Source organism: Mesorhizobium huakuii (genome assembly GCF_014189455.1).
GTDB lineage: Bacteria > Pseudomonadota > Alphaproteobacteria > Rhizobiales > Rhizobiaceae > Mesorhizobium > Mesorhizobium huakuii_A.
This window is the reverse complement of the sequence record NZ_CP050296.1, coordinates 1386346-1409610: the sequence shown is the minus strand read 5'-3', so window position 1 is coordinate 1409610 and position 23265 is coordinate 1386346. Positions and strand designations below refer to the sequence as shown.

Here is a 23265-nt window from a genome sequence, read left to right as displayed (position 1 = left end):
CGCGCATGTCGGGTTCCGTAATTTTTCCCGGGCGCGCGGAATTTTCCGGGCTGAACTTCGTCGTAGTTTGAACTAACAGCGACGTCTGCATCCTGTTGGTAGCGTCACTCGGGCAGCATTGAAATTATTGAGGAATTTTGTCCGAGAGCGCTACCATATCTGCAAGATTTATTAGTCATTTCAATGACTTATTTGATTTTGGTAGCGGGAGAGGGACTTGAACCCCCGACCCCAGGATTATGATTCCCGTGCTCTAACCAACTGAGCTACCCCGCCAAGGCGGCGAAAGGCCCGAAATCCGCCTTAAATCGAAAGGCATTTCGAGGCGTTCGCCAAGGTCGCGCGGATATAAGGTTGGGAGGGCGAGCCTGTCAAGCTTCGAAGCATTCCATATCGCCGCATATTCTCATTACCCAAAAAAGCTTTGCCGCGTGGACATTTGGTTGCAACGGCCGGGGTTGAGTTCGAAGGGGCACGTCGCTATGTCTCGGCCACGAGTTTTTAGAGTTTGAAACAGATGAAGCCGCGCATTGCAGTCCTCGGTTGCGGATACTGGGGCAGCAACCATATCCGCACCCTCAAGGCGCTCGGCGCGCTGCACGCGGTTTCCGACGCCAACCGGGCCCGTGCCGAAGGCTTTGCCAGCGAACAGGATTGCCTGGCGATCGAGCCCGACCAGCTGTTCGTGCGTGACGATATCGACGCCATCGTCATGGCCTTGCCGCCGCAGTTCCATGCGGATCTTTCCGTGCGCGCCGCTGAGAGCGGCAAGGATTTGCTGGTGGAAAAGCCGATCGCGCTGACGGTGCCGGACGCCGAGCGCGCGGTGCAGGCGGCCAAGGACAATGGCCGCGTCTTCATGGTCGGCCATGTCCTGCGTTTCCATCCCGCCTTCGAGACGCTGAAGGGGCTGATCGACAATGGCGAACTCGGCGAGGTCCGCTACATCCACTCGCACCGACTTGGCCTTGGCAAGTTCCATACCGAGAACGATGCGCTGTGGGACCTGGCGCCGCACGATCTGTCGATGATCCTGGCGATCACCGGCACCGAGCCGATCGAGGTGCGCGGCGAGGGGGCGGCACTTCTCGACAACCTCAGCGATTTCGCGCATCTGCACATGCGCTTTCCCAACGGCCTGCGCAGCCATCTTTTCACCTCGCGGCTCAACCCCTATCGCGAGCGGCGACTGACCGTGGTCGGCACCAAGGCGATGGCAGTGTTCGACGATGTCGAGCCATGGGAGCGCAAGCTTGCCGTCTACCGCCACGCGGTCTGGCAGGACAGCGGCCAATGGGCGTTCACCACCAACGAGCCGTCCTATGTCGCGGTCGCCCAGGGCATGCCGCTGACGCGCGAACTGGAGCATTTCATCCACTGCATCGAGACGCGCGCCGAACCCCGCACCAGCGGTGAGGAAGCGATCAGGGTGCTGCGCATCCTGACGGCCGGAACCGTCACCCACACCAAGTCCTGAAGGAAGGCAAAGGCCGCGCCGTAATCATGGCGCGACCGGGCCGGCGGTCGCCTATTCGGCGGGAACCTGTGTTGGCTTGGCTGCGAGCCGGCTCAGCATGGCCTCAGCCTCGGCACCGCGCTCGGAGCGTTCGATGAAGCCGCCGCCGAAGATGCGGGCCTCGTTGCCGTCGTCGGAATAGAGCACGCAGGCCTGTCCGGGCGCGATGCCGGATTCGCCGTCGGCCAGTTCGACCGACGTCACACCTGCGACGTGGCGCAGCACCGCCGGACGCGGCGGCCTGGTCGAGCGCACCTTGGCGAACAGCTCGAGGCCGCCGGCGGGTACATCGGCGAGCGGCCCGTCGCCAAGCCAGTTCATGTTGCGCAGATAGATCTTGTGCGTCTCCAGCGCTTCGCGCGGGCCGACCACGACGCGGGCCCGTTCGGCATCGAGATGGACGACATAGAGCGGCTCGCCCGACGCGATGCCGATGCCGCGGCGCTGGCCGATCGTGTAGCGCAATATCCCTTCATGGCGGCCGAGCACGCGGCCGTCGATGTGGACGATGTCGCCCGGATTGGCGGCGGTCGGCTTCAGCTTGGCGATGATGTCGGAATATTTGCCCTGCGGCACGAAGCAGATGTCCTGGCTGTCCTGCTTAGCCGCCACCGTCAGCCCCATCTCCTCGGCAATGGCGCGAACCTGCGGCTTCGACAGGCCGCCCAGGGGAAAGCGTAGATAGTCGATCTGCGCCTGCGTGGTGGCGAACAGGAAATAGCTCTGGTCGCGATCGGCATCGACCGGCCGGTAGAGCGCGCGGTGCGCGCCGTTGGCGCCGGAGCGGATGTAATGGCCGGTGGCGAGCGCGTCAGCGCCGAGCTCCTTGGCGGTGGCCAGGAGGTCTGCGAACTTCACCGTCTGGTTACAGGACACGCAAGGGATCGGCGTCTCGCCGGCGACATAGCTCTCGGCGAAGGGGTCGATGACCGCCTTGCGGAAGCGCTCCTCGTAATCGAGCACATAATGGGGAATGCCCAGCGTCTCGGAAACGCGGCGGGCATCGTCGATGTCCTGTCCGGCGCAGCATGAGCCGGCCCGGTGCGTCGCCGCGCCGTGATCGTAGAGCTGTAAGGTGACGCCGACGACATCATAGCCCTCGCGCTTCAACAGGCCGGCGACCACGGACGAATCCACGCCGCCCGACATGGCGACGACAATGCGGGTGTTTTCGGGATGTCCGGGAAGGTCGAGACTGTTCATGATGCTTTCATTCTGCGCGGCATCTGAATGCCAATGTCGAGAATATAGGTCAAGCTTTCAGGCGACGCCAGCTTGCAAGGCGATTCCCGGATTGCCGGCGATCCGCGATCGGCTGGATTTTTCCCAGCCAATTCAAGGCTTCCAGCCCGATGTTTCAAATGCCTGCGAAAAGACTAACGCGCCGTTCACGATCCTTACCTAGTCATTAGGGTCTGCTTAGGCAATTTTTAAAGCTGTGGCGGTAACGTGGCGGGGATTGGGTCTTTGAGTTTTTTGTAGAGAGTACGATGACCGATCTGGTTAGACCTAGAGTCAAGTATGTTATTGGGCCTGACGGCAGCCCTCTTACGATTGCCGATCTGCCGCCGACCAACACGCGTCGCTGGGTCATCCGGCGCAAGGCGGAAGTGGTCGCGGCGGTGCGCGGCGGGCTTTTGAGCCTCGAAGAGGCATGCCAGCGCTACAAGCTGACCACCGAGGAATTCCTGTCCTGGCAGGCGTCGATCGACGAATATGGCCTTGCCGGGCTGCGCACCACGCGCATCCAGCAATACCGGCACTAGAGCCGGCCTGAAGACGATCAAAGGGCGCGGTACTCCGCGCCCTTTTGTTTTGGACCTGATCCTTCCGATGCTCAGACCGTCAGCGCCACCTTGCCGATCGGCTTGGTGGCGAGAAAGGCGTGGGCAGCGCCGGCCTCTTCGAGCGGGAAGCTCTTGGCGACATGAACGGTGAGCTTGTTCGCGTCGATCAACCGGCCAAGTTCCACCAGGCCCTCGCGGTCAGGCACGACCGACATGCGCTCGACCCGGATGTCGCGCGCGCTGGCCAGCGCCCTGGTGGTGTCGTTCAGGTTCAGCAAAGACACCAGCACGCCGCCATTCCTGATGACCTTCAGCGAGCGTTCGGCGTGCTCCCCCCCATTGGGTCCAGCACCAGATCGATGTCGCTGATCCGGCTGGTGAAATCGCCTTGGGTGTAGTCGATGACCTCGTCGGCGCCGAGCCTGCGGACGAAATCGAGTTTGCTCCGGCTGGCGGTGGCGATGACGTAAGCGCCGCGCGCCTTGGCGATCTGCACCGCCAGATGGCCGACGCCGCCGGCCGCCGCATGCACCAGCACGCGCTGGCCCGATTTCAAGGCGCCATGGCGGACAAGGCCCTGCCAGGCGGTCAGACCGGCCAGCGGCAATGCACCTGCCTGGATGTGGTCCGCCGCCTTGGGCTTCAGCGCGATCTCGTCGGCCGGCACCGCGGCCAGCTCGGCGTAGGCCGCCGCCTGCTTGGGGAAACGCGGCATGCCGAACACCTCGTCACCGACCTTGAAACCGGTGACGCCGGTGCCGAGCGCTTCGACGGTTCCTGAAATATCCCAGCCGAGGATGAAGGGCGGCTCGCCAAGCAGCGGATAGTAACCGCCGCGCACGGCGCCATCGACCGGATTGATGCCGGCTGCCTTGACGCGGACCAGCACTTCGCCGGCCTTGGGCGAGGGGGCGGGCTGGTTGGCAATAATTAAGACGTCGGGACCGCCGACGGTATTTTGGGTAACGGCACGCATGGGGATCTCTCCTGCTTGGTTGGTGCCGCTATCATTTGGATAGTAATATTCCCTTGTCCAGTATGTACCTTCTTGATATATAGGTACCTCATGGATAGTGAAGATACGTCTCCCTTTGGCTATGACGCGTACCGGCGGACCTGCCCTTCGCACACCGTGCTCGAGATGCTGGCCAGCAAATGGGTCTACCTGGTGGTCTGCGCGCTGCGCAAAGGCCGGCTGCGCAATGGCGAGCTTGCCCGCAAGCTCGAGGGCATCACCCCCAAGATGCTGACGCAGACATTGCGTGTGCTGGAGCGGGACGGCCTGGTGCGGCGTGAGGTCTTCCCGGTCATTCCGCCGCGCGTCGAATATGAATTGACCGAACTCGGCCAGAATCTGGCGAACCTGCTCACCCAGATCAGGTCATGGGCGGAGCAGCATGCGCCAGACATCAAGGATGCCCGCGCCAGGGCGATTGCCGCAAATGAAGGGGATTGGGCCGCTTAGACCGGTGATCTCCGCGGCGATTCAGGCAGTTCGATGCGATCGCCCGATGAGTTGCGTGCCAGCGGACACATCGAGGACGCGGATGCCGGCCGGTTCAGCCGATCATGGCGCTGCGGCCGCCGGTTTCGGCCTCGCGAATCTTGGTGTCGCGCGACTCCAGCATTTCGGCCTTGGAAAGCTCCGCTTCAGCTTCGCCGAGTAGTGATTCGGCAGCGCTTCGCTGTTGGGCGAGGTCGCTTTGCGAATTTCTGAGGTTGTCACGGCGCAAGCGTGCCGCCTTGGCGAAGGTCGGATAGGCGAAATGATTGATGTCGGTGATGCCGGCTTTCTTTTCCTCGGCGGTGATCTGCAGCTCCAGTTCGACGGCCATGCGTTCGAACTCGGCGATCATCATGTCGAGCTGCAGCAGCTGCCGCCGCTTCTCATTCACCTGAAACTGTTTCAGCCGAACGAGGTTTTCACGTGACTTCATGATTCGGTACTCCCGGAAACGCACACCCGCACATATCGTCCAAATCACCTGGAAAGGCCCAGGCTCTGCCCGTGTCCACCGGCTTTCCCCGAACTATGGGAAACAAAACCCTAAAGTTTTTTGCCGGCGGTAACCATTCGTTTACGGGCATTGTTAATCATACGGGTCAGGGCTTAAGGCCGGGTAAAAATTCCGGTCGCCGAAGCGAAGCCGCGTCGATGAGTCCCTGGAGTCACTTAGTCCGGGTTGTTAATGTGTGGCATTAGGAATTTGGGTTTGTGATTCATTATTAGATTCAAGAGGGTGTAGAAAGAGGTTAAAAAATCTGGTACCGTCATGGACGGGAAATTAGGTTTTGTTAACCATTTGATGGCAGCCTCTGCACAAGGCAACCACTGCTCCGGTTCCGGACGGGTCGTGAAATGGTCCGGCAGCAGAAAAGGGGAATTAAATGCGTGTTCTGCTGATAGAAGATGACAGTGCAACCGCACAAAGCATCGAACTGATGCTGAAATCGGAAAGTTTCAATGTCTATACGACGGACCTCGGCGAAGAGGGTGTCGATCTGGGCAAACTCTACGACTACGACATCATCCTTCTCGATCTCAACCTGCCCGACATGTCCGGCTACGAGGTTTTGAGAACGCTTCGCCTCTCCAAGGTCAAGACGCCCATCCTCATCCTCTCCGGCATGGCCGGCATCGAGGACAAGGTACGCGGCCTCGGCTTCGGCGCCGATGATTACATGACCAAGCCGTTCCACAAGGACGAGCTGGTGGCGCGCATCCATGCCATCGTGCGACGCTCCAAGGGCCACGCCCAGTCGGTCATCACCACCGGTGACCTGGTGGTCAACCTCGACGCCAAGACGGTTGAAGTCGGCGGCCAGCGCGTGCACCTCACCGGCAAGGAATACCAGATGCTGGAGCTGCTCTCGCTGCGCAAGGGCACCACGCTCACCAAGGAAATGTTCCTCAACCACCTCTATGGCGGCATGGACGAGCCGGAACTGAAGATCATCGACGTCTTCATCTGCAAGCTGCGCAAGAAGCTCGACGCCGCGTCCGGTGGCCAGAACTACATCGAGACGGTCTGGGGTCGCGGCTATGTGCTGCGCGAACCGGAAGACATTCGCGTCAGCGCCTGAGCGGCGGACACCGTCAGGACTTCATCGAAAAACCCGGCTCAGGCCGGGTTTTTTGTGTGATGGTCGACAGTTTTTGGTTTCATGCATTTGTGCAGGGAAGGCCGCTTCGCACTTTTCCCGGAAGTGCCGACTCAGGCGGCGATCTTCAAGTTGCGAAAGCGCTCGAGCAACTGCGGGCGATTGAACGGCTTCAAGAGATAGCCCTGGGCGCCGGCGCGCTTGGCCCGCATGATCGAGGCGATATCGAGTTCGACCAGCGAGATCAGGATCTGCGGTTTGATCGGGCTTTCCATGGCGCGCACGCGGCGGATGAGGTCAACCGCCTGCACGTCCGGCAGGGCGCCGTCGACGACGATGATGTCGGGCATGTCGGCGGAGCACATCTCCAGTGCATCAAGCCCGCTGGCGGCTTCGATGACCACCATGTCGGAACCGCCCAGGATGCGTTTTGCAACCTTCCTGATGACGCTTGAGTCGTCGACGAACATGCAGCGTTTCATTTCCGGGTCCTCTTTGCCCTTGGGCAATCCGGTCGTGCGGGGCATCTGCTGAGCACCCTAGACCGATCTGGTAAAGAACCCGAAAAGCCATTAGGTAAAATTTTTGGAAAGATACCGTTTGCGAGGCTTTTCTTTGCAGATGCTTCGACGCGGCCGATGGAGAAAAGCTCAACGCTTCCGGTCGAGCCATCACGGCAATATTACGCTGTTGAAATACTTTGCTTGTCCGGCAAATCAGCTCAGGCTGCCGAAAGCACGATTTCTTCCGCCGTCGCATGGATCGATATCGTCATGCTGGCCTCACGGGCCAGAAGCAGCGTGTAGTAGGGCTGCACCGAATGCGCATCGATCGGCTCTTCCGGCTTGTGGCCGGAATGCAGTTCGAGGAATTTCGGCGGCACGCGCAGCATCGGGCCGCTTGCCGAAATTGAAATGCGCGGCTCGGTTTCGAGATTCTCGAGGGTGACGACCAGCTTGCCACCGCGCGGAATGGCGGCATTGCCGACCAGGATCAGGTTTAGCAGCAGCTTGACCTTGTTCTTGGGCAGCAGCGCGCGCCCCGTTCCAGGTCAGTTCCGGTTTTTCATTCTTGAGGAAGGCGATTGCCACCGCTTCGGCGTCGCCGGTGTCGATCAGCATGCCGGCGGAGCCTGCCGCGCCGAAGGCGATGCGGGCGAACTGCAACCGGGCCGAGGCGTTCTTGGCGCTCTGGCGGATGAGCCGCATGGCGTCTTCGTCGGCGCCGCCCTCGTCAAGCAGTTCGAGCCCGTTGTTGATCGCGCCGACCGGCGAGATGATGTCATGGCAGACGCGGCTGCACAGAAGCGCCGCCAGGTCGGGCGCGGAAAGGGTGAACAGATCGGCCATCGGTGAAAATCCCTGCAAAATTCCACAATTCGTGGCCGAGCGATTGATTGTCGCGCCTGCCCACACGAATCAAGCTCCAACCCGAGGCTTTCTGAATACACAGCACTCGTACGTACAGCAACAAACCCAAAATTGTCGTCGGGGCAAATGGCGTGTTCACGCAGGCCGCCGGCGCCGCGCGACCCCAAAAGCCAGCCTTCGAACCGCCATCTTCCTGTGGGAGTTAATGGTTGAAAAAGGATTACGGCATAGTTTGCCCCTAACAGTCATCCTTAACGGCCGCCTAAAGAGCCGGACCGGATGCGAGGCGTCGGCGAAAGTGCTCCATGACGGAGATTGGAAGCATGTTTTCCCGATTTTATGACCGGAGCTTTCTCCGCGTCCTTTCAATGGCGATCACGCTCATGGGCGTTCTCGTTTTCTCGACCTCAGCCTTGCGGGCCCAGGAATACACCGCTCAGGAGATTATCGATTCCGGTCACAAGTTCTTCGGCGCGACGTCGGGTGGTCTCGCCACCGTCGTCGAGAAGATCTTCGCCTCCTACGGTCTGCCCAATGGCTATCTGCTGGGTGAGGAGGGGTCGGGCGCGCTGATCGGCGGCCTGACCTATGGCGAAGGCACGCTCTACACCAAGAATGCCGGCGACCACAAAGTGTTCTGGCAAGGCCCGTCGCTGGGCTGGGATTTCGGCGGCGAGGGGTCCCGGGTGATGATGCTGGTCTACAATCTCGACGATGTCAGCAATCTCTATAACCGCTATGGCGGCGTCGCCGGGTCGGCCTATGTGGTGGCGGGCGTCGGCTTTAATGTGCTGAAGAACAACAATGTGCTTCTGGTGCCGATCCGTACCGGTGTCGGCGCACGGCTCGGTGTCAATCTCGGCTATCTGAAGCTGACCGAGCGGGCGACGTGGAATCCGTTCTAAAGTCCAACGCATCATGACCGCAATGCCGACTTTTCAATGGGATTTGTAAGCCTGTGACCCCCAATGCGCCGCGGCAAGCTCTTGCCGCAGCGCCGGATTTCCGCCATGCCAATACTATGCGGTCCAGTTCCGGCGGTTGCCGCCGATAGCGGGTAGTCCTTTGGTTCAGTCGGTCCTGTTCTTTGCCCTCGGCTTTCTCTGTGCCGGCTTTCTGGCGCTGATCGTGGCACCGGCGGTCTGGCGGCGTGCCGTCGCGTTGACCCGCAGGCGCATCGAGGCCTCTATCCCGTTGACGCAGGCCGAGATCCAGGCCGACAAGGACCGCGTCCGGGCCGAGTACGCCATGGCGACGCGCCGCCTCGAAATGAACGTCAAGGCGCTGCGCGAGAAAGCCGCCGAACAGCTCGTCGAGATCAATCGCGGCCGCGAGGCGTTGAAGGGGCTGGCGATCGAACGCACGGACAAGAACCAGGCGCTCGCCGAACTCGGCGCCAAGAACGAGGCGCTGCGGCAGCGCGAAGAGGAACTGCATCAGCTTTCGGAGCGGCTCAAGGAAACCGAACGCAAGCTGGAGAAGCGGGCGCTCGAGCTCGAAAAGCTGGAGCAAATGTACGACGATGCCAGTTTTTCCTCCTCCAGCCGGCAGATCGAGCTTGTGGCGCGGGAATCCGAATTGCAGAAGCTCGCCAGCGACATCTCGCTGCTGCGCGGCCAGCGCAAGGAAGCGGATCGGCGCCAGCAGGAGATCGCGGCCGAAAGCAAGGCCGCGCGCGATGCCCTGAAGGCGGAGAAGAAAAGGGCGGCCGAACTCGACAAGAAGGTCGAACGGCTGCTGGCAACGCTCGCCGATCGCGAGGACAAGCTCGATCGCCGCGAAAAGGAACTGGCGCGGCTGCGCGAAAAGGCGAAAGCCGAGGACGGCGGACCGGCCTTGCGGCTGGTCGGCAAACCGGATGACGCCGGGCAAGACGAGGCCAAGCGGCGCGATGATCTGGATCAGGCGATTGCCAAGCTCGACAGCGATCGCGAGCGGCTGGAGGCCAGGCTGACGGCACTGGCGCGCGAGAACAAACGGCTCAAGGCGGATTTGGGCGCGGTTGCATCGCCGGGTTCGGCGAATGGCAGTGCCGCGCTGCGTGAGCAGATGAACGAGCTGGCGGCTGAAGTCGTCCACCTAACAGCCAAGCTTGAGGGACCTGATTCACCGATCGCCAAGGCGCTGGCGGCACCGCAGGACAGCCGATCCGGCGGAGGCGACCGCAGCCTCGCCGACCGCGTGCGGGCCTTGCAGAAGGCGGGCGCGAACTGAGGCGGCGGCGCGGGTCACCCGCTTGCGCGGGTAGCATGGCATCACCACATCCAAATGCACGATCCTCTTCACCATGCTGGCAATCGCCCTTTTGGGCCTCTGGTACTTCCACCCGGTGCTGTTTGCACTGCTTGATGCTGTAATGGAGTTGTTCAGCACTGTGGAAAGAGCCCGGGAAGCGCGATCAAAGTCCACCGGCGCCCCAATACCGCTGGCCGATGAGATGGATCCGTTCAGGATGGATGTCGTACCGAGCGAGATCGGCACAAGCCGTGTCATCCCTGTTCCCAAACCGGCACTGGTTTTGGCGCGATATCCGTCAGCGCGAAAAATGGTGCAGCGCGATAGCTGATGCCGCGGCGACGTTCAGGCTGTCAAAACCTTTCGACATGGTGATCCGCACGGTTTGCAGGCGCGCAAGCAGGCTTTCGGGCAGGCCTTCGCCCTCGGTGCCGAGATAGAGCGCCAGGCGTTCGGCCGGCCTTGCATCGCGAATATCGGTTCGTCCGCGCGGCGACAGGGCGAATTGCGCAAAACCCCGTTCGGCGAGCATCGCGGTAAAGCCAGCGGTGTCGGTAAAGGTCGCAAATGGGATCTTGAGCGCGGCGCCGACCGAAACGCGGATCGCCTTGCGGTAAAGCGGGTCGCAGCATGTCGCGTCCATCAGCACCGCACCGGCGTCGAAGGCGGCGGCATTGCGGAAGATCGCGCCCATATTGTCGTGGTTGGCGATGCCGACGAGCACCACGACCAAGGCTCGAACTGGCAAGGCATCCAGCAATGGCCCGGCCGCTTGCGGCGTCTCCTTACGGCCGATGGCCAGGATGCCGCGATGCATGTGGAAGCCGGCGATCGCGTCCATCACCGTTGTGGTGACGACGTAGACCGGCAGGTCCGCGGGCGCCTTGTGCAGGATGTCGTTCAGACCGCTGAGCCGGTTTTCCAGAACAAGAATGGATTCGGCGCCGAAGCGGCCGGACGACAGAAGCAGGTCAAGCACCACCTTGCCTTCGGCGACGAAACGGCCTTGCCGGCCGGCGAGATCGCGTTCGCGGATATCAAGATAGGCGGCGACGCGTGAATCCCGGGGGTCGTCGATGCGAATTGGGTCCATATCCTGCGCTCAAAAATCGAAAGCGCGGTTCGTGCGTCGGGAGAAACGCACGAGCCACGCTCCGGAAGAGGTAAGCGGCCGCAGGAGCGTCCGGTCAAGTCCCGGCGCGGCGCAATCTCTGTGCCATCTGGGACAGGTCCTCCTTGCCGGTGCCGAAAATACCATCCAGCACGACAAGCAGTTCGCGCACCGCATCGGATTTGCAGGAGTAATAGATCATCTGGCGATCGCGGCGGGTTTCCACGAGGTCGAGCGCCCGCAGCTTGGCCAGATGCTGGGAGAGCGCGGATTGGCTGAGCATCACCTTGTCGGCGATAGCGCCGACCGACATTTCACCGTCGATCAGATAGCTCATGATCAACAACCGTTTTTCGTTGCCCATCAGCATCAGAAATTCGGCAGCCGATTCTGCGTTGGCTATTAGCTTTGTCGAGACCATGAATGCCCCATGCTGTTTGCTCATCGAGGCGCCATGGGGGCAATGGTGCCTGAATCCATAAATTCACTTGTGATAGGCCCCTGACGAGTCAGCGCCGTCTCTGAAGGGTAGAACATTTCTTTCAAATCTCAAGTGTTGCTTTTGATCAAATGCAATTAAGTTTCATTATTTGCCTGCTTGGCAGCCCGACCGCGCCTAGCCATATCGACCAGAGCGGGTCTCAACTCTCCTGCTGCTACCAGGGGTTGCGGGAAGAATACCCGGCAAACATTGTCTCTCGACACCAGATCCATGCCGTCGGCGTCCAAACCGGCGATGCTCCAGCCGTCACCAGATGCCCCGGCAAAATGATGCGCATAGACGGCGATCGCGTCAAGATGATCCGCGTTCATGTGCTCGACAGCGGATTGTTCACTCGCCGCAAGCTCTTCGACGATGGGCCCGCTGGTGACGAGATCGGCGCGATCGAGCAGATAGGCCTTGCCGAAGCCGCCATTGAGGCTGGCGCGCTGCGGCTCGAGGCGAAAGATCGAGAAGTCGCCGAGCCCGGCATAGAGGCTCGCCTTGGGATTGCGATTGAGATAGCGGCGCTCGGCGCGAGCATGCGCGTCGGAGCCACGCTCGAGCAGCAATGCCTGGCAGATCAGCGTCAGGCGTGGATGCGCCAGCGGGTCGCCCTTGCCCGGCTCGCCGAGCAGCAGGGAACAGCGCGGATCGGCAAGCATGGCGGGCGTGTGCGCCGAGAGCATCGAAACCAGGATCAGCAGCGCGCCGTCGATGTCGGTGGCGACGCCCACCCGGCTTGCCAGCGGCGACCCGGTCTGCGGCTCCAGCACCGCCAGCGCGCCGAAGCGAGCGCTGCGCAGAAGCGTTTTCGCCAACCGGATCGCCTCCGCGTCGGTCTCGCGGATCACGTCCTTATTTTGATTTTGCTTCATCAAAACGCTCGCCACAATTTCATTCGCTTATCGGCGCTGCAGGTCGGATTTGGCAAGATCGCCTGATCCGCTTCCTTCCTTACCTTGGCCCTGCAGGCAGATCGGTCCTTCCGACAGAGGTCGGCCAGCGCTATTTCGGCGCCATGCGGATGGCGCCATCGAGGCGGATGGTCTCGCCGTTCAGCATCTGGTTTTCGACGATGTGCAGGGCAAGTGCTGCATATTCGGATGGTTCGCCGAGGCGGGACGGGAAGGGCACCGCGGCGCCCAGTGAATCCTGCACGTCCTGCGGCATGCCGGCCATCATCGGCGTTTTGAAGATGCCGGGTGCGATGGTGCAGACACGGATGCCGGAACGGGCAAGATCACGCGCCACCGGCAGTGTCATGCCGACGACGCCGCCCTTAGAGGCGGAGTAGGCAGCCTGGCCGATCTGGCCGTCATAGGCGGCGACCGAAGCTGTGTTGACAATGACGCCACGCTCGCCGCCCTGCAGCGGCTCGAGCTTGGCGGCGCGGTCGGCGACGAGGCGGATCATGTTGAAGGTGCCGATCAGATTGACCTCGATCACCTTGCGGTATTGATCGAGCGGATGGGGACCATCCTTGCCGACCGTCTTCACGCCAATGGCGATGCCGGCGCAATTGACCAGGATGCGCGGCTCGCCCAGCTTGCTCGCCGCTTCGGCGACGGCGGCGGCGCCACTGTCGGCGCTGCTGACGTCGCATTGCACGGCAATGCCGCCGATTTCGGCCGCGACCTTGGCGGCGCGGTCGATGCCGACATCGAAGATGGCGACGCGGGCCCCCTTTGGCGGCAAGGGCACGCGCCGTTGCCTCGCCAAGGCCTGAGCCGCCGCCGGTGACGATCGCGATCTGGCCGTTCGGGTTCATGGCGTCCTTTCCTATGAAAACAGGGACGGATCAGGCCCGGATCGACGGCCAAGGTCAAGTCGTCGCCTAAAGCAATTCCGGACGGAAAACCGTTTCACGCTTTTCCTGAAATTGCTCTAGGCGTGCTCGGCGATCCTGGCCTGGCTGGCATGACCGACCTCGCCGGTGAGCCTGGCAACCGCGCCCGGCGTGATCTCATGCGACAAAAGGCGGTCGAGATCGACAGGGCGCGGCATCGAGATCTGGCCACGCGGGATGCGCTTGAAGCCGAGCGGCCCGTAATAGGGCTCGTCGCCGACCAATATGACGGCGGGCGCACCGGCCTTGACGGCCGCTTCCAATGCGATCGCCACCAGCCGGCGGCCGATGCCCAGATTCTTGAACGCCGGCCGCACGGCAAGCGGCCCGAGCATCAGCGCGCGGCCGGCGCCGGCGGCGATGCGGGTCATGCGCACCGAGGCGACGACGATATCGCCGTCAACCGCGACAAAGGACAGCGCCCGCTCGTGGCCGCCGGCTTCGCGGATCTTGTAGGCGGCCAGCACGAAACGGCCGGGCCCGAAGGCCTCGTCGTTGATGGCTTCGATTTCAGGGTCGTGCGCCGGAGTTTCCGGCAGGTATTTCACGTCGGCAAGGCTCATGGTCTTTGCGTTCCGGTAAAGGAGGAAAGGTTTGCTGCAAACGGCAGCATTCGCCAGTCAGCGCTTCATCAAGCGCGGGCGCTCTTTCGTCGTCGGTCAAACCGGATCAAAGCAAAGTCGAACATGCGGAGTGTCCGCTAGCATCAATTTTCGGCCGCTGCAATTGGCCTGATATGTCCGCCGTCTCCGTCAAGTGACGGTCTGTTCAGCGCCTGACGTCTTCGACAGGGCAAGCTTGCGCCTACATTGGAGGTGAGGACGCAAGGAGATTTGCATGGGATTGCTGGTCGAGGGCAGGTGGCAGGACCGCTGGTATGATACGGCGGACAGCGGCGGCAGGTTCGTGAGGACGCAGTCGCAATGGCGGGACTGGGTCACCGTTGACGGGGCGCCGGCCGAAGGCCGCACACGCGGCTTCAAGGCCGAACCCGGGCGCTATCACCTCTATGTCTCGCTTGCCTGTCCGTGGGCACACCGGACGCTGATTTTTCGCGCGCTGAAGAGACTGAAAGACATCATCTCCGTCTCGGTCGTGCATCATTTCATGGGCGCCAATGGCTGGACATTCCTGGTCGAGGACGGCGCCACGGGCGACGCGCTTTACGGCCTCGATTTCCTCCACCAGATCTATGCCAAGGCCGATCCCGCCTATTCCGGCCGGGTGACGGTGCCGGTGCTGTGGGACAAGAAGGAGCAGACGATCGTTTCCAACGAGTCTTCCGAGATCATCCGGATGCTCAACTCGGCGTTCGACGCATGGGGCGATGCAAGCCTCGACTTTTATCCGCAGGACCTGCGCACTGAGATCGACCGCATCAACGCGCTGGTCTATCCCGCGGTCAACAACGGCGTCTACCGTGCCGGCTTTGCCACCACGCAGCGCGCCTATGAGGAAGCGTTCGGTGAATTGTTCGCGGCGCTGGATACGCTGGAGGAGCGGCTGTCAAAACAGCGCTATCTCGTCGGCGACCGCATCACCGAGGCCGACTGGCGGCTGTTCACCACGCTGGTGCGCTTCGATCCGGTATATGTCGGCCATTTCAAATGCAATCTGCGCCGCATCGCCGACTATCCGAACCTGTCGAACTATTTGCGCGACCTCTACCAGGTGCCTGGTGTCGCCGCGACCGTGAACCTGCATCACATCAAGGCGCATTACTACGCCAGCCACGAGACGATCAACCCAACGCGGATCGTGCCTGTCGGGCCGGAACTCGACTATGGCGCGCCGCATGACCGGGCAAGGTTCGCGATCTGAAATCGCCGATGGCTGCAAATCGCCGAGACCTTACCGGAAGGTCTCGGCGTTGATGCGCGCCTGTCTGGCAAGCTCCGCTTTCAGGAAATTCTTGCCCATGCGGCTGGAATAGCCCCAGGCGTTGATGCCAAAGACGACAAGCCCGGCAACCAGCAGGATGAAAACCCAGCCGAGAGCAGGGATGGTATCGCTTCCCGGCATGGCTCCGCCCGCGACAGCAAGGCCAAGGAACACCAGTGAAAGCAGGCACGAGGCCAAAGACGAAAAAGCGTTATCTTCCAATATTCGTCTCGATTGAAAAGCCGAAGGTTCCTCTTGACGAATTTGTAAGAGGTGAAAGAGGTCGACCCGAACGTGATGGCGAAGCCGCTCGCATGGCCGAAACTGTCCGGCAGCGAGGAAAACATCATTGCGATGCCGATAAACACGGCGGTCAAGCCTACCATCATAAGACTGTAAAAGCCGACATAGGGCCAAACGCTTACCGATTTTACTTGCTCGACATCCATGGAATCGCCCCCCGTGTATTTTCTTGATCAATACAGCCCGGAACCTTTTAAACAGCTAAGGCAAGCTTACCAATAGGGCGACGCGGGTTCGTCCCCAAAAACCTCGGCGATCCGCCGCAGTGTTGCTGGCGTCGTGTCCCTGGGCAAGCGATCGAGCGGGAAGAAACCGGCCTCGGCGATCTCATGGTCCGGCTGCTTCGGCGCTGTCTGGCTGAAATGCTCAATGACGTAAAAGCCGACATGGTCGCGCCGGCTGGAGCGACGGTTGAAATGCATCGACTTCAACACCGCAGCGGCGGTCAGCGCGATGTTGCCTTCCTCGGCGAGTTCGCGTGCCAGCGCTTCGGCCAGCGTTTCGCCGACTTCGACGCCGCCGCCGGGAAGCTGCCAGCCCGGCACATAGGTGTGGCGGATCAGGAAGACGGAATTGGTCGCCGTGTCGTGGACGAGGCCGCGCACGCCGAGCGTCATTGGCCGCCGCAGCACGAAATAGAGGTGAAACAATCTGGCCCGCAACCCCGGCCAGCCGGTCTGGCGGAAAGCGGTTTCGGGATCGTTCGTCATCGTTAGCGAAACCGTGGGTGGAAAGCCGCGTGCGCGTCGCCTATGAAAGAAACATGTTCAGGCTCGCGCATATTTCCGATGTCCATCTGGGGCCGCTCCCCGATGTATCCTATCGCGATCTCGCCTCCAAGCGCGTGCTCGGCTACGTCAACTGGCAGCGCAACCGCCGCCGCCACATGCATGATGCCGTCATTGACGCCATCACGGCCGACATCAAGGCGCAGAACCCCGACCATCTCGCCGTCACCGGCGACCTGGTCAATCTGGCGCTCGACGGCGAAATCGAGATGGCCAAGCACTGGCTGGAGACGCTGGGATCGCCGCACGACGTTTCCGTCGTTCCGGGAAACCACGACGCCTATGTGCCAGGCGCTTTCGACAAGGTCTGCCGGTCATGGGCGGCCTGGATGAGCGGCGACGGCGTCAACACACCGGTCGACCGCAACGCATTTCCCTATCTGCGCGTGCGCGGCAATATCGCGCTGATCGGCGTCTCGACGGCGCGCGCCACGGCACCCTTCATGGCCAATGGTTTCTTCATGGAAGGGCAGGCCGAGCGGCTCGGCAAGATCCTGCGCGACACCGGCGGGCAAGGCCTGTTTCGCGCGATCATGATCCACCATCCGCCGGTGCGCGGCGCCGTCTCGCAACACAAGCGGCTGTTCGGCATCTCACGCTTCCACAAGATCATCCGCCGCCATGGCGCGGAGCTTGTCCTGCACGGCCATTCGCATCTGCCGTCGCTGTTTTTCATCGGTACCCGGGCGGTCCGGATTCCGGCGGTTGGCGTCGCCGCTGCCGGCCAGGCGCCGGGCGGCAAGCATCCGGCTGCACAGTACAATCTGTTCGACATCGATGGCGAAAAGGGCCACTGGCGCATCCGCCTGACGCGACGCGGCCTGACCGGGCCGGCTATTCCGCCTGCCGACCTGCAGACGCTGGAGATTGGCGCGGAGCAGCCAGCCGCTATGGCCGCAGGCTGAGCCCCATCGCCACGATACGGTCCCAGAACAGGGCGACCGACACCGCCAGGCCGACCAGGGCGCCGGCGGCGATCACGCCAAGACCGGACAGGAAAGTTGACCAGCCCTTGCTGCGCGCCATCGACCGCAGCGGCGGTTCGGCTTCCGCCACTTCGGCGCGCTTCATGCCGGCGACGGCCGGTTCGACCCCGCCTTCCATCATCCTCTGGCGCTCGACGACGCGTTCGGCGACATAGCGCGTCACGGAATCGACAACCGGTTTCATCTCGGTCGATTCAGCAAGCACCACACGGCCGATGCGGGTGTCCTTGAGGAAGCGGTAGGTGCGGCGGTCGCGCCCCATCGCGACATGACTGACGGCATCGATCCACAGGCGCGGCTGCAGCCCAGCGGACACGACGAAGTCGAAATTATCCATGTCGGCGGGCACGTCAGCAAAGACGGGTGCAAGCTCGGCGGCCAGGAGATCGAGGCGCATGCGATGCGCCTCGCGCATGTCGATGACGACATCGTCGCGGTCGGCGAAGGCATTCTTCACATCACGGATGGCATCGGACAGTTTCCTTGACGGATCGATCTTTTCGCCTGCGTCCTTCATCGGCGTCTGCCTCGCGGGTTTGGTTAACACGGGGTTAACACAGCCGCCGGCAAAATGCACTGGCGAGATAGACGGGCCGTGGCGCTGGGTATGGTGCGTTGGAGGGAACTCAGCCGGTCGCCGCGGCGAGTTTCGCGCGAACGGGCCTGGCGCGGCGGTTCATGTTGCGCTGGATGATGCTGGCGATCAGGTCGGGCGCTTCCTCGATCAGCATATGACCGGCCTCCAGCACGTGATGCACATGAAAGCGTGCCGGCAGGTCATCCGCCTGGGTGAAGGGCAGCACCGCGTCATCACTGCCCCACACCACCATCACCGGCATGGTCAGCCTGTCCAGCAGGTCGCGCGGGATGACGCCTTGCCGGTCGTCCCTGGTCATGGCGGCGGCGATCTCGACAAGTTTTTCCAGTTGCCCGGGCCGCTTGCGCATTTGGAACAGCACATCGGCGACGCGTGGCGAAGGCGTGCTGGCGGGGCCTGACATCGCGTCAAGGCAGACACGCACCTCGGCAAGATCCAGTGCCCTGGCATAGCGGCGCAGCAGGGGGGCCGTTGATCTCCGGGCCAAAACCGCCAGGCGCCAGCAAGGTCAGCGAAGCCACTTTCTCAGGCTCGGCCAGAGCCATCAAGGTCGCTACCGCTCCGCCCATCGAATGGCCAACGAGATGGATGCGTTTGACCCTGCGGGCCTCAAGGTCGGCAAGAACGGCCCTTGCCGCGACCTTAGCAGGCCCGGCACCGGGAAAGTCGAGCGACATGCCATGTCCCGGCAAGTCGTATGCAAGGGTACGCGCGGAAGCGGCGAGCGAGACGATCACCTCGCGCCAGACATCGTGGCAGCCGCCGAAACCATGCAGCAGAACGATGGTCTTCGAACCAGCACCTTGCTCGGCGGCATAGAGCGATGAAATCATGAAAGCTGGGGGCTTGTTGCGGGACTGAGAAAAGCGCGGGACCGGGCACCAAATGCGGCTGGATTGCTCTTCGTCCAGCGCCATAGCCAGTAAAATTTTCGCGATTATTCGCGGGCGCGAGCATGTAATTCAACGGGTTCGTCTGGCAAAGCCGGCAAATCAGCCCGATTGGTGCTTTGTTCTACGCGCGCGAACGCCCAACAATTCCATTGGTCCAAATGGTCGGAGACTGTTGAACTTCAGCTGGCGTTGCCAAGTCCGGCGGCGCGTAAGGCGCCGACCAGCCGCTCGGTCAGATCGGCCGGATATTTTCGCTCGACGAAGGTCGCGCGCGGATCGGCGGCAAATTTAGGGAACTTGGTGTTCAACTCGTCGAGCAGTGTGGTCACCAGCTGGTCCTGTCCGGCAGCCTTGGCGCCGATCAGACGCGCTGCCAGATAATGCGATTTCGTTGCCGTCGTTCTCAATGCCATGCTGGCCGCTATGGCCTTGTTCATGTCGCCCAGCATGAAATCACCAACGAACAGTCCGTAGTCCCACCATGTCGAGTGACCGCTGAAGGTCTCGGCCGCATGGGCAAGGATCGGCGTTCCCTCCGCGTATCGGCCAGCGAAGATCAGCCCATAGCCGTAAGCGGCGGCCATGCCGAGATCATAGGAATTGAGTTCATAGGCCTTGCGCATCCAGCGGATCGCTTCGTCCGTATTGCCGAGGCGCGAGCTGACATAGCCGTAGGCGCGATGCGCATAAGGACTGGTCGGTCCCATCTGCACGCCGCGGTGAGCAAACTCGACGGCCTTTTCGATCGTCGCATTGGGCGGGTAGGCATAGTGATCGGAGACCGCCTCAACTTGTAGAGAAGCAAGTTCCGAATAGACGAGCGAGGATTTTGCCCCGGAATTGGCCAACGTCTCGAGGCAGCGATAGGCGGCCTCATGGGTTTTGGCATTCTGGTCGAGATAATATTTGTCGTTGAGCAGCAGGCATTGGGTCAGGCCGTTTGGCGTGCCGGTCTGCTCGATATAATTGTAGATCGTGCCCGAGGCGGGAAGTGCCGAGCTCAGCATGTCGGCAACACGGTCCTCGACAGCAGCAGGGGCGCTGTCGGCCGGGGTGAGATTGCGTGAAAGAAGCACTCGTCCGGACGCCACGCTTTGCAGTTCGATCGTGATATCGCCCGCGTTCGGACCAGGTAGAATGTCGAATATGAAGCTGGAGGCGTCGTTGGCGGCATCGTGCCTGTTGATGGTGTCGCGACCGATGAAGTCGATCGTATCGAAGCCGCTCAGGCCGGCGCGCAGCGACGCGGCGACGCGGCTCGCGTCAGCACCGTCGGCCTTGATGTCAATGTAGACGAGCGGCAGGGCTTCTGCCATCGCCGATAGTGCGATGTTGCTGGTCAGGCCGGCGGTCTCGAGCGTGGCCGGCACGTCGCCGCCGGCCAGCAGCGCACCGCTGCCTTGACGCAGGATCAGGACGCCGAGCATGGCGATGACCACGGCGATCGCCATCCAGAAGAACCCGAGATGGCGCGCCACCGAGGGCACGGGGGGCTGCCGCCGGCGCCAGCAACGCAGCGGCTGGAATGGCATTGTCGGCGGGCTCGGATGGAGCCGCTGCCGCTTCCGTCTGTTCCGCGGGTTTGGCTGCTTCCGGCAAACGGATCGCGTTGAGCTCATAGGCCGGCACGTAGCCGCCGCGCGGAATGGCGATGCGGACGGGCTCGGCGATGCCTTCATTGGCGAAATACTGCTGCAGCAGCTCGCGCAGCCTGCCTGCCTGCACCCGCACCACGGCATCGGTCGACGGATCGAAATCGCCGTCCTTGCCGAAGACATCCATGGCGATGGAAAAGCCCTTGAGCCTGTCGGCTTCGCCGGCCTGTTCGCGTTCGACGAGATAACGGATCAGTTTGCGCGCGCGCTCGGACCGTCCGAACGTCTCGCTGGCAAGCAGTCGCTCCAGTGTCTCGCGCACTGCGGGGGCGGCAGGCGTGGCATGCTGCAAGTGTCGAGCCTCTCGAAGTCGGCACAGGTTGAGATGCGATCATATAGGGCTCGCACCACCACACAAGTATGCACCCATTATGCGATCGCGTACCTCACCGGATAATTTTCCGGTGGTTAATGGCGCGGCTAATGTCGGCTGCTGGAGGAGCGTGCAGCCGCCGGCATCAGCCATTCGAGGCCAAGAGCCTGTTTTGGCTTGAAGAAATGACCGGCGCGAGAGCCGTTCAGGTCTCTCGCGCCAATCAGCCAATCACAGGTAAACGCTACCGCGCCTTGCGGCCGACGATACGGTTGGCGGCCGAAGTCACCGCTTCCAGCGAAGCGGCGACGATGTTGGTGTTGATGCCGGCGCCGAACAGCTTGCCACCGGGATATTCCATTTCGACATAGGAAATGGCCGAGGCGTTCGAGCCGCGCTGCATCGAGTGTTCGGAATAATCGAGCACCGACATCTCGACGCCGACATGGCGCGACAGCGCGTCGACGAAACCGTCGATCGGGCCGGTGCCGGTGCCTGATATGGTCACTTCCTTGCCGTTGTCGAGGATGACCGCCTCGACCACGCGCCGGCCCTTGACCTCGGTGTCCGGATAGGTGTGGTGGTCGAGGAATTTCAGGCGCGCGCCCGGCTGGTCGACATAGGTTTCGAGGAAGCGCTCATAGATGCGCTTGGCCGGCACTTCCTTGCCTTCGGCGTCGGTGATCGCCTGGATTGCCTGGCTGAACTCGATCTGCAGGTTGCGCGGCAGATTGAGGCCGTAATCGGCCTGCAGCACATAGGCGATGCCACCTTTGCCCGACTGCGAGTTGATGCGGATGATCGCCTCGTAGCTGCGGCCGACATCGGCCGGGTCGATCGGCAGATAGGGCACTTCCCACAGGCTGGTGTTGGCCTTCTTCAGAGCCTTCATGCCCTTGTTGATGGCGTCCTGGTGCGAGCCGGAAAAGGCGGTGTAGACGAGTTCGCCGACATAGGGGTGGCGCTCGGGGATCTTCAGCTGGTTCGAGTATTCGTAGACGTCCTTCATCCGGTTGATGTCAGAGCAGTCGATGCCCGGATCGACACCTTGCGTGTACATGTTGAGCGCCAGCGTGACGATGTCGACATTGCCGGTGCGCTCGCCATTGCCGAACAGCGTGCCTTCGACGCGGTCGGCGCCCGCCATCAGGCCGAGTTCGGTGGTGGCAATGCCGGTGCCGCGGTCATTGTGCGGGTGCAGCGAAATGATCAGGTTCTCGCGGTTGTCGAGATTGCGGCACATCCACTCGATGCGGTCGGCATAGATGTTAGGGGTCGACATCTCGACCGTCGACGGCAGGTTGATGATCAGCTTGTTGTCTGATGTCGGCTTGACGATCTCAGTGACCGCGTTGCAGATCTCCAGCGCGACTTCGAGTTCGGTGCCGGTGAAGCTCTCCGGCGAATATTCGAAGCGATAGCCGCCGCCAGCCTTGGCCGCCATGTCGGTGATCATCTTGGCCGCGTCGGTGGCGATGCGCTTGATGCCGCCGACATCCTTTTCGAAGACGACGCGGCGCTGCAATTCGCTGGTCGAATTGTAGAAATGCACGATCGGGTTGGTGGCGCCCTTCAGCGCCTCGAAGGTGCGGGTGATCAGCTCGGGCCGGCACTGCACCAGCACCTGCAGCGAGACATCGGCGGGGACGTTGCCTTCCTCGATGCACCAGCGGGCGAAGTCGAAATCGGTCTGCGAGGCCGAGGGGAAGCCGATCTCGATCTCCTTGAAGCCCATGTCGAGCAGCAGGCCGAACATGCGCGCCTTGCGCTCATGGCCCATCGGGTCGATCAGCGCCTGGTTGCCGTCGCGCAGGTCGACCGAACACCAGATCGGCGCCTTGTCGATGACCTTGTTGGGCCAGGTGCGGTCAGTGAGGCCGACGGTCGGGTAGGGTTGGTATTTGCGGGCCGCATCGGGCATGCCCCGCGTCGGTTCCACATCCTTGCCGGCTACCGCAGGGCGGATTTGTTCTCGTGCGTTCATCGTCTTGTTCTCCCGGCGGCCCCCGGATCCGTCTCGGACGGATTGCTGGCGAGTGGCGCCTTTACCAGATTTTCGTTCGCTTGATGTGACTGCCAATTTTGAGACTGGCCAAGGAGCATGCGCTTGCGCGGCGGTTCGACCGCCGGGCGCTCCTTCAGCGAACCCGGCGATCGCCGATAAGGCCGAGAAGAAGCAGGATCGAGGCAAGCGCGCGCACGGTCTCGCCGGAAAAACCGGTCTGACGGGTAGCGGTGGCGGCGCGCGTGTTCATGCCGGTTCTCATACAGGAGCAGCTTGTGCGAGGCAAGCGGGGGCTGAATCTGTTGAACATTATCCCTGACGCGGAAGCTCTTCCCCGCGCGTCGCAAATGCGCCAGACTTGCGTTTCGGTGGGGCTGCGGTGCGCCGCCGCC

General features: G+C 62.0%; 23 protein-coding genes, 1 tRNA gene and 5 pseudogenes. 10 read left to right on the top strand and 19 right to left on the bottom strand.

The window, feature by feature from the left end:
- Nucleotides 1–199: 199 nt before the first annotated feature.
- Nucleotides 200–276 (bottom strand) — tRNA-Met (locus HB778_RS07100).
- 241 nt (nucleotides 277–517) lie between these two features.
- Here HB778_RS07100 and HB778_RS07095 point away from each other — a divergent pair.
- Nucleotides 518–1477, top strand: a complete 960-nt coding sequence (locus tag HB778_RS07095; RefSeq protein ID WP_183462591.1) for a Gfo/Idh/MocA family protein — start codon at nucleotides 518–520, stop codon at nucleotides 1475–1477.
- A 51-nt stretch (nucleotides 1478–1528) separates the two neighbouring features.
- Here the strand turns inward: HB778_RS07095 and mnmA are convergent, their stop codons facing one another.
- Entirely contained in the window at nucleotides 1529–2719 is a 1191-nt protein-coding gene (gene mnmA / locus HB778_RS07090) for a tRNA 2-thiouridine(34) synthase MnmA (protein ID WP_183462589.1), read from the bottom strand.
- Between mnmA and HB778_RS07085 the strand changes: the two genes are divergently transcribed.
- Together HB778_RS07085 and HB778_RS07080 are read left to right on the top strand one after the other, a co-directional pair.
- Nucleotides 2718–2921, top strand: coding sequence for a hypothetical protein (locus HB778_RS07085; protein ID WP_183462587.1), 204 nt, complete (start codon nucleotides 2718–2720; stop codon nucleotides 2919–2921). The genes mnmA and HB778_RS07085 overlap by 2 nt on opposite strands.
- An 85-nt stretch (nucleotides 2922–3006) precedes the next feature.
- Nucleotides 3007–3282: a DUF1153 domain-containing protein gene (locus HB778_RS07080; RefSeq protein ID WP_006203587.1), complete on the top strand. Its 276-nt coding sequence runs from the start codon at nucleotides 3007–3009 to the stop codon at nucleotides 3280–3282.
- 71 nt (nucleotides 3283–3353) lie between these two features.
- On the opposite strand, the gene HB778_RS41350 is transcribed toward HB778_RS07080, so the two are convergent.
- Nucleotides 3354–3593 carry a zinc-binding dehydrogenase gene (locus HB778_RS41350; RefSeq protein ID WP_244661843.1) on the bottom strand — a complete coding sequence of 80 codons (240 nt, stop codon included), beginning with the start codon at nucleotides 3591–3593 and terminating at the stop codon, nucleotides 3354–3356.
- A gap of 20 nt (nucleotides 3594–3613) precedes the next feature.
- Complete coding sequence (locus tag HB778_RS07075) at nucleotides 3614–4279, bottom strand: NADP-dependent oxidoreductase (RefSeq protein ID WP_244661842.1); 666 nt, start codon at nucleotides 4277–4279, stop codon at nucleotides 3614–3616.
- A 90-nt stretch (nucleotides 4280–4369) separates the two neighbouring features.
- Between HB778_RS07075 and HB778_RS07070 the strand changes: the two genes are divergently transcribed.
- On the top strand, nucleotides 4370–4768 hold the full coding sequence (locus HB778_RS07070) for a winged helix-turn-helix transcriptional regulator (protein WP_183462585.1): 399 nt from the start codon (nucleotides 4370–4372) through the stop codon (nucleotides 4766–4768).
- Nucleotides 4769–4862: 94 nt separating this feature from the next.
- Here the strand turns inward: HB778_RS07070 and HB778_RS07065 are convergent, their stop codons facing one another.
- On the bottom strand, nucleotides 4863–5240 hold the full coding sequence (locus HB778_RS07065; RefSeq protein ID WP_056578132.1) for a hypothetical protein: 378 nt from the start codon (nucleotides 5238–5240) through the stop codon (nucleotides 4863–4865).
- Nucleotides 5241–5691: 451 nt separating this feature from the next.
- On the opposite strand from HB778_RS07065, the gene ctrA reads away from it, so the two are divergent.
- Complete coding sequence (ctrA, locus tag HB778_RS07060) at nucleotides 5692–6387, top strand: response regulator transcription factor CtrA (RefSeq protein ID WP_006203583.1); 696 nt, start codon at nucleotides 5692–5694, stop codon at nucleotides 6385–6387.
- A 131-nt stretch (nucleotides 6388–6518) separates the two neighbouring features.
- Here ctrA and HB778_RS07055 read toward each other — a convergent pair whose 3' ends face one another.
- Both HB778_RS07055 and chpT read right to left on the bottom strand, forming a co-directional pair.
- Nucleotides 6519–6887: a response regulator gene (locus HB778_RS07055; RefSeq protein WP_095201989.1), complete on the bottom strand. Its 369-nt coding sequence runs from the start codon at nucleotides 6885–6887 to the stop codon at nucleotides 6519–6521.
- Nucleotides 6888–7126: 239 nt separating this feature from the next.
- Nucleotides 7127–7754 (bottom strand): annotated as a pseudogene (chpT, locus tag HB778_RS07050) (histidine phosphotransferase ChpT).
- Between the two features lie 389 nt (nucleotides 7755–8143).
- Here chpT and HB778_RS07045 point away from each other — a divergent pair.
- The 3 genes from HB778_RS07045 to HB778_RS07035 all read left to right on the top strand — a co-directional run bounded on the left by HB778_RS07045 (nucleotide 8144) and on the right by HB778_RS07035 (nucleotide 10341).
- Nucleotides 8144–8680, top strand: coding sequence for a DUF1134 domain-containing protein (locus HB778_RS07045; RefSeq protein WP_244277619.1), 537 nt, complete (start codon nucleotides 8144–8146; stop codon nucleotides 8678–8680).
- A gap of 160 nt (nucleotides 8681–8840) precedes the next feature.
- Nucleotides 8841–9989 (top strand): hypothetical protein, encoded by a 1149-nt coding sequence (locus tag HB778_RS07040; RefSeq protein WP_183462583.1) that lies wholly within the window; start codon nucleotides 8841–8843, stop codon nucleotides 9987–9989.
- A 73-nt stretch (nucleotides 9990–10062) separates the two neighbouring features.
- The gene (locus HB778_RS07035; protein WP_183462581.1) at nucleotides 10063–10341 is read left to right on the top strand and encodes a hypothetical protein; all 279 of its coding nucleotides are present in this window, start codon (nucleotides 10063–10065) and stop codon (nucleotides 10339–10341) included.
- On the opposite strand, the gene HB778_RS07030 is transcribed toward HB778_RS07035, so the two are convergent.
- From HB778_RS07030 to HB778_RS07010, 5 genes and pseudogenes are all read right to left on the bottom strand, one after another.
- Nucleotides 10309–11103 carry a TrmH family RNA methyltransferase gene (locus HB778_RS07030; RefSeq protein ID WP_183462580.1) on the bottom strand — a complete coding sequence of 265 codons (795 nt, stop codon included), beginning with the start codon at nucleotides 11101–11103 and terminating at the stop codon, nucleotides 10309–10311. The two genes, HB778_RS07035 and HB778_RS07030, sit on opposite strands and share 33 nt — an antisense overlap.
- A gap of 94 nt (nucleotides 11104–11197) precedes the next feature.
- The gene (locus HB778_RS07025; RefSeq protein WP_027047319.1) at nucleotides 11198–11542 is read right to left on the bottom strand and encodes an ArsR/SmtB family transcription factor; all 345 of its coding nucleotides are present in this window, start codon (nucleotides 11540–11542) and stop codon (nucleotides 11198–11200) included.
- 155 nt (nucleotides 11543–11697) lie between these two features.
- Entirely contained in the window at nucleotides 11698–12480 is a 783-nt protein-coding gene (locus HB778_RS07020; RefSeq protein ID WP_183462578.1) for a HugZ family protein, read from the bottom strand.
- Nucleotides 12481–12610: 130 nt separating this feature from the next.
- Nucleotides 12611–13373, bottom strand: a pseudogene (locus HB778_RS07015) (3-hydroxyacyl-CoA dehydrogenase).
- 116 nt (nucleotides 13374–13489) lie between these two features.
- Complete coding sequence (locus HB778_RS07010) at nucleotides 13490–14014, bottom strand: GNAT family N-acetyltransferase (protein WP_183462576.1); 525 nt, start codon at nucleotides 14012–14014, stop codon at nucleotides 13490–13492.
- A gap of 274 nt (nucleotides 14015–14288) precedes the next feature.
- Between HB778_RS07010 and HB778_RS07005 the strand changes: the two genes are divergently transcribed.
- Nucleotides 14289–15272, top strand: a complete 984-nt coding sequence (locus HB778_RS07005; protein ID WP_183462574.1) for a glutathione S-transferase family protein — start codon at nucleotides 14289–14291, stop codon at nucleotides 15270–15272.
- A 30-nt stretch (nucleotides 15273–15302) separates the two neighbouring features.
- On the opposite strand, the gene HB778_RS41345 is transcribed toward HB778_RS07005, so the two are convergent.
- From HB778_RS41345 to HB778_RS06990, 3 genes and pseudogenes are all read right to left on the bottom strand, one after another.
- The gene (locus tag HB778_RS41345) at nucleotides 15303–15473 is read right to left on the bottom strand and encodes a hypothetical protein (RefSeq protein ID WP_183462572.1); all 171 of its coding nucleotides are present in this window, start codon (nucleotides 15471–15473) and stop codon (nucleotides 15303–15305) included.
- Between the two features lie 125 nt (nucleotides 15474–15598).
- Nucleotides 15599–15718: pseudogene (locus tag HB778_RS43415) on the bottom strand (hypothetical protein); the annotation flags it as partial.
- A gap of 129 nt (nucleotides 15719–15847) precedes the next feature.
- On the bottom strand, nucleotides 15848–16345 hold the full coding sequence (locus HB778_RS06990; RefSeq protein WP_183462568.1) for an NUDIX domain-containing protein: 498 nt from the start codon (nucleotides 16343–16345) through the stop codon (nucleotides 15848–15850).
- A 53-nt stretch (nucleotides 16346–16398) separates the two neighbouring features.
- Between HB778_RS06990 and HB778_RS06985 the strand changes: the two genes are divergently transcribed.
- Entirely contained in the window at nucleotides 16399–17328 is a 930-nt protein-coding gene (locus tag HB778_RS06985; protein ID WP_183465027.1) for a metallophosphoesterase family protein, read from the top strand.
- Here the strand turns inward: HB778_RS06985 and HB778_RS06980 are convergent.
- The 4 genes and pseudogenes from HB778_RS06980 to leuA all read right to left on the bottom strand — a co-directional run bounded on the left by HB778_RS06980 (nucleotide 17312) and on the right by leuA (nucleotide 22852).
- A complete protein-coding gene (locus HB778_RS06980) occupies nucleotides 17312–17926 on the bottom strand; it encodes a hypothetical protein (protein ID WP_183462566.1) in 615 nt (204 codons plus the stop codon). The genes HB778_RS06985 and HB778_RS06980 overlap by 17 nt on opposite strands.
- A gap of 109 nt (nucleotides 17927–18035) precedes the next feature.
- Nucleotides 18036–18840: pseudogene (locus tag HB778_RS06975) on the bottom strand (alpha/beta fold hydrolase).
- Between the two features lie 239 nt (nucleotides 18841–19079).
- A pseudogene (locus HB778_RS06970) lies at nucleotides 19080–20847 on the bottom strand (tetratricopeptide repeat protein).
- A 265-nt stretch (nucleotides 20848–21112) separates the two neighbouring features.
- A complete protein-coding gene (gene leuA, locus HB778_RS06965) occupies nucleotides 21113–22852 on the bottom strand; it encodes a 2-isopropylmalate synthase (RefSeq protein WP_183462564.1) in 1740 nt (579 codons plus the stop codon).
- Nucleotides 22853–23265: the final 413 nt, after the last annotated feature.